Below are 3,735 nucleotides of genomic sequence, written 5' to 3'. Positions count from 1 at the left end.
CCTCCCCCCCGCCAGCGGGTGCGGTTGCCGGTCGCGCGGGTGGTTAACCACCTACCCCCCCCGCGACCGCCTCGGCGCGGTGGGGCCGGGCTCGCGCGTGCTCGACACCCACGCCACGCGCGATTGCCGGCCCCAGGCCTGCGACTGAGCCATGATCGAGTCATGACGACTCTGGAGAGCAAAGCGAAGACACTGCTGGCCATGCACCGGCCGGGCGACCCGGTCGTGCTGCCCACGGTGTGGGACGCGTGGTCGGCGGATCTCGCCGTGCGGGCGGGATTTACGGCACTGACCATGGGTAGCCATCCCGTCGCCGACTCGATCGGCCGCGCCGACAACGAGGGCATGACCTTCACCGAACTGCTCACCAGAGTCCGTCAGGTGACCTCGGCCGTGGACGTGCCCGTCTCCGTCGACGTCGAATCCGGCTACGCGCTCGCCCCGGCCCAGCTCGTGGACGGTCTGCTGGAGGCGGGCGCGGTCGGGCTGAACATCGAGGACACCGTGCACAGCGAGGGCGGCAGGCTGCGCGGCGCCGACGAGCACGCCGACCTGGTGCGCGGCCTGCGCGAGTTCGCCGACGCGGCGGGTGTGCACGTGGTGGTCAACGCCCGCACCGATCTGTTCCTGCGCCGGGACGGCGACGAGTCCGACCGGCTCGACCGCGCGATCGCCCGGCTCACCCTGGCCGCCGAGGCGGGCGCCGACGTGCTCTACCCGGTGGGCAGGCACGACGAGCAGACCATGCGCGCGCTGACCTCGCGGCTGCCGCTGCCGGTCAACGCCATCGCCGTGCCCGACGTCTCGGACAAGGCCGAGCTGGCCGCCCAGGGGGTGGGCCGGATCAGCTTCGGGCCGTTCCTGCAGGCCGCGCTCGGCAGGGAGGCCGAGCGGCTGCTCGCCCGCTGGCACTGACGGCGCGGGCGTTGCGGTCTACTTGCTCTCGCCGTCCTTGGGTTCCACATAGCGCGGGAACACCGGCGCGGGCGCGGGCAGCGGGGTGCCCGGCTCGAGCGAAACGCCGATGTCGGCGAAGGTGCGGCCCGGCACGGCGAGCAGATCCAGGATCTTGGCCGCCGACCCCGGCATGACCGGCTGCACCAGGATGGCCACGATGCGCACCACCTCGAGGGTGACGTAGAGGACCGTGGCCATCCTGGCCAGATCCTCCTCGGTGCCGGACTTGCGCAGCGCCCACGGCGCCTGGGCGGAGAAATAGCGGTTCGTCTCGCCGAGGGTCAGCCAGATCGCCTCCAGCGCGAGATGCATCTGCTGGCCGTCGAATTCGGCGCGGCAGCGCTCGAGCAGGCCGTTGGCGCGGTCGAGCAGGGCGCGGTCCTCGTCGGTGAATTCGCCCGGCCTCGGCACCGCCGCGCCGCAGTTCTTGTTCACCATGGTGAGGCTGCGCTGCACCAGATTGCCGAATTCGTTGGCCAGATCGGCATTGATGCGCGAGACGATCGCCTCGTGGCTGTAACTGCCGTCCTGGCCGTAGGAGATCTCCCGCAGCAGGAAGAAACGCACCGCGTCCAAGCCGTATTCGTCGACCAGGGCGAGCGGGTCGACGACATTGCCGACCGACTTCGACATCTTCTCGCCCTTGTTGTACAGGAAGCCGTGCACGAAAACGCGTTTCGGCAACTCGATGCCCGCCGACATCAGGAAGGCGGGCCAGTACACCGCGTGGAAACGGGTGATGTCCTTGCCGATGATGTGCAGATCCGCGGGCCAGTACTTGCGGAATTCCGGCGAATCCAGTTCAGGGAAGCCGACACCGGTGAGGTAGTTGGTGAGCGCGTCCACCCACACGTACATGACGTGGTCGGGGTGGCCCGGCACGGGAACGCCCCAGTCGAAGGTGGTGCGCGAGATGGACAGATCCTTCAGCCCGGCCTTGACGTAGCTGACGATCTCGTTGCGCCGGGTGGCCGGCGCGATGAAGTCCGGGTTCTCCTCGTACAGCGCGAGCAGCCTGTCCTGGTACTTCGACAGCCGGAAGAAGAAGTTCGACTCCTCGGTCCAGGTGACCGGGGTCTTCGTCTCGGTGGAGATGCGGCTGCCGTCCTCGAGCAGCGTGGTCTCCTCCTCGGTGTAGAACGCCTCGTCGCGCACCGAGTACCACCCGGAGTAGTTGTCCAGGTAGATGTCTCCGTTGGCCAGCATGCGCTGCCAGATGGCCTCGCTGGCGCGCAGGTGGTCGGCGTCGGTGGTGCGGATGAAGCGGTCGTAGGAGATGTCGAGCACCTCGTCGAGCCGCTGGAAGACATCGGAGTTGCGGGCGGCCAGCTCCTGCACCGGGATGCCCTCGGCGGCGGCCGTCTGCTGCATCTTCTGACCGTGCTCGTCGGTGCCGGTCATGAAGAACACGTCGTAGCCGTCGAGCCGCTTGAACCGGGCGATGGCATCGGAGGAGATGTACTCGTAGGCATGCCCGATGTGCGGTGCGCCGTTCGGGTAGGCGATGGCCGTGGTGACGTAGAAGGCTGGTGCGTCCGCGTTCATGGTGCTGACTACTGTAGTGACCACCGCGTCCGCGTTCGACCAGGAGTCCGATGAAAGCCTCGCGCCCCGCCCCGGAACCGCCTCGACCACTGTCTCCGCTGGTCGACGCGCATACCCACCTGGACGCCTGCGGGGCCACCGACGCCGCCTCCACGGCGGCGATCCTGGACCGGGCCGAGAGTGTCGGGGTGGGTCGCGTGGTGACCGTGGCCGACGATCTGGCCGCGGCGCGCTGGGCGGTGGAAGCCGCGCACCGCGACGAGCGTGTCTTCGCCGCGGTCGCCCTGCATCCCACCAGGGCGAACGCGCTGGACGCGGAGGCCGAGGCGGAACTAGAGCGGCTGGCCGCCGACCCGCGCACGGTGGCGGTCGGTGAGACCGGCCTCGACTACTACTGGCCGGGCAGGCTGGAGGGCTGCGCCGACATCGAGACCCAGATCGAGGCTTTCCGCTGGCACATCGACCTGGCCAAGCGGGTGCGCAAGCCGCTGATGATCCACAACAGGGAAGCCGACCACGACCTGCTCACCGTGCTGCTGGACGAGGGCGCGCCGAACACGGTGATCTTCCACTGCTTCTCCTCCGACACCAACATGGCGATGACGTGTGTGGAGCAGGGCTATGTGCTCAGCTTCTCCGGCACCGTCAGCTTCAAGAACGCCCACGAGCTGCGCGAGGCGGCCAAAGTGGTGCCCGACGACCGCATCCTGGTGGAGACCGACGCGCCCTATCTGACCCCGCATCCGTTCCGCGGCGCGCCCAACGAGTCCTACTGCCTGCCGTACACGGTGCGCGCGCTGGCCGAATTGCGCGGCCAGGACCCGGAGGAATTGGCCGAGATCACCACGGCGAACGCGCGGCGTTTCTACCGGATCTGATTCTTTTCCCTGTTTCCCCGGATCGGAAACCGATCTGTGAGGCGGGTCACAAACGGCCGCGAACAATGTCGGTCACCTGCGGCGTCGATATCGAATCGTGATTCGCGATCCGCCGCCTGTGCTCGGTGCGGTTGTCGCCGGGAATTCCGGTCGTTATGGTCCTGTGACCATGTCTCCGTTCGCGAAGATCAACCAATCGCGTTCGCCGCTGCTCTACGCCGCGGTGGCGGCGCTGCTGCTGACCCTCATCGTCGGCGCCGCCATGGCCATCGTGAATCGCAAGACCGTCACCGTCGTCGTCGACGGTGATCAGACGGTCCGCACCACGATGTCGCGCGATGTGGCGGGCGTGCTG

At 68.3% G+C, this 3,735-nt stretch carries 3 protein-coding genes and 1 pseudogene; 3 read left to right on the top strand and 1 reads right to left on the bottom strand.

Translation table 11 applies throughout. The features are described 5' to 3' along the window. The first annotated feature begins 162 nt into the window (after window positions 1-162). Entirely contained in the window at window positions 163-915 is a 753-nt protein-coding gene (locus QH283_RS20130; RefSeq protein ID WP_280504534.1) for an isocitrate lyase/PEP mutase family protein, read from the top strand. 18 nt (window positions 916-933) lie between these two features. On the opposite strand, the gene metG is transcribed toward QH283_RS20130, so the two are convergent. Continuing rightward, window positions 934-2,592, bottom strand: coding sequence for a methionine--tRNA ligase (metG, locus tag QH283_RS20125; RefSeq protein WP_280504533.1), 1,659 nt, complete (start codon window positions 2,590-2,592; stop codon window positions 934-936). Here metG and QH283_RS20120 point away from each other — a divergent pair. Next, on the top strand, window positions 2,553-3,380 hold the full coding sequence (locus QH283_RS20120; protein ID WP_280504532.1) for a TatD family hydrolase: 828 nt from the start codon (window positions 2,553-2,555) through the stop codon (window positions 3,378-3,380). The two genes, metG and QH283_RS20120, sit on opposite strands and share 40 nt — an antisense overlap. A 169-nt stretch (window positions 3,381-3,549) precedes the next feature. Further along, window positions 3,550-3,735, top strand: a pseudogene (locus tag QH283_RS20115) (resuscitation-promoting factor); the annotation flags it as partial.

The organism is Nocardia farcinica, assembly GCF_029867845.1.
GTDB lineage: Bacteria > Actinomycetota > Actinomycetes > Mycobacteriales > Mycobacteriaceae > Nocardia > Nocardia farcinica_A.
This window is presented reverse-complemented; position numbering and strand designations above follow the sequence as displayed.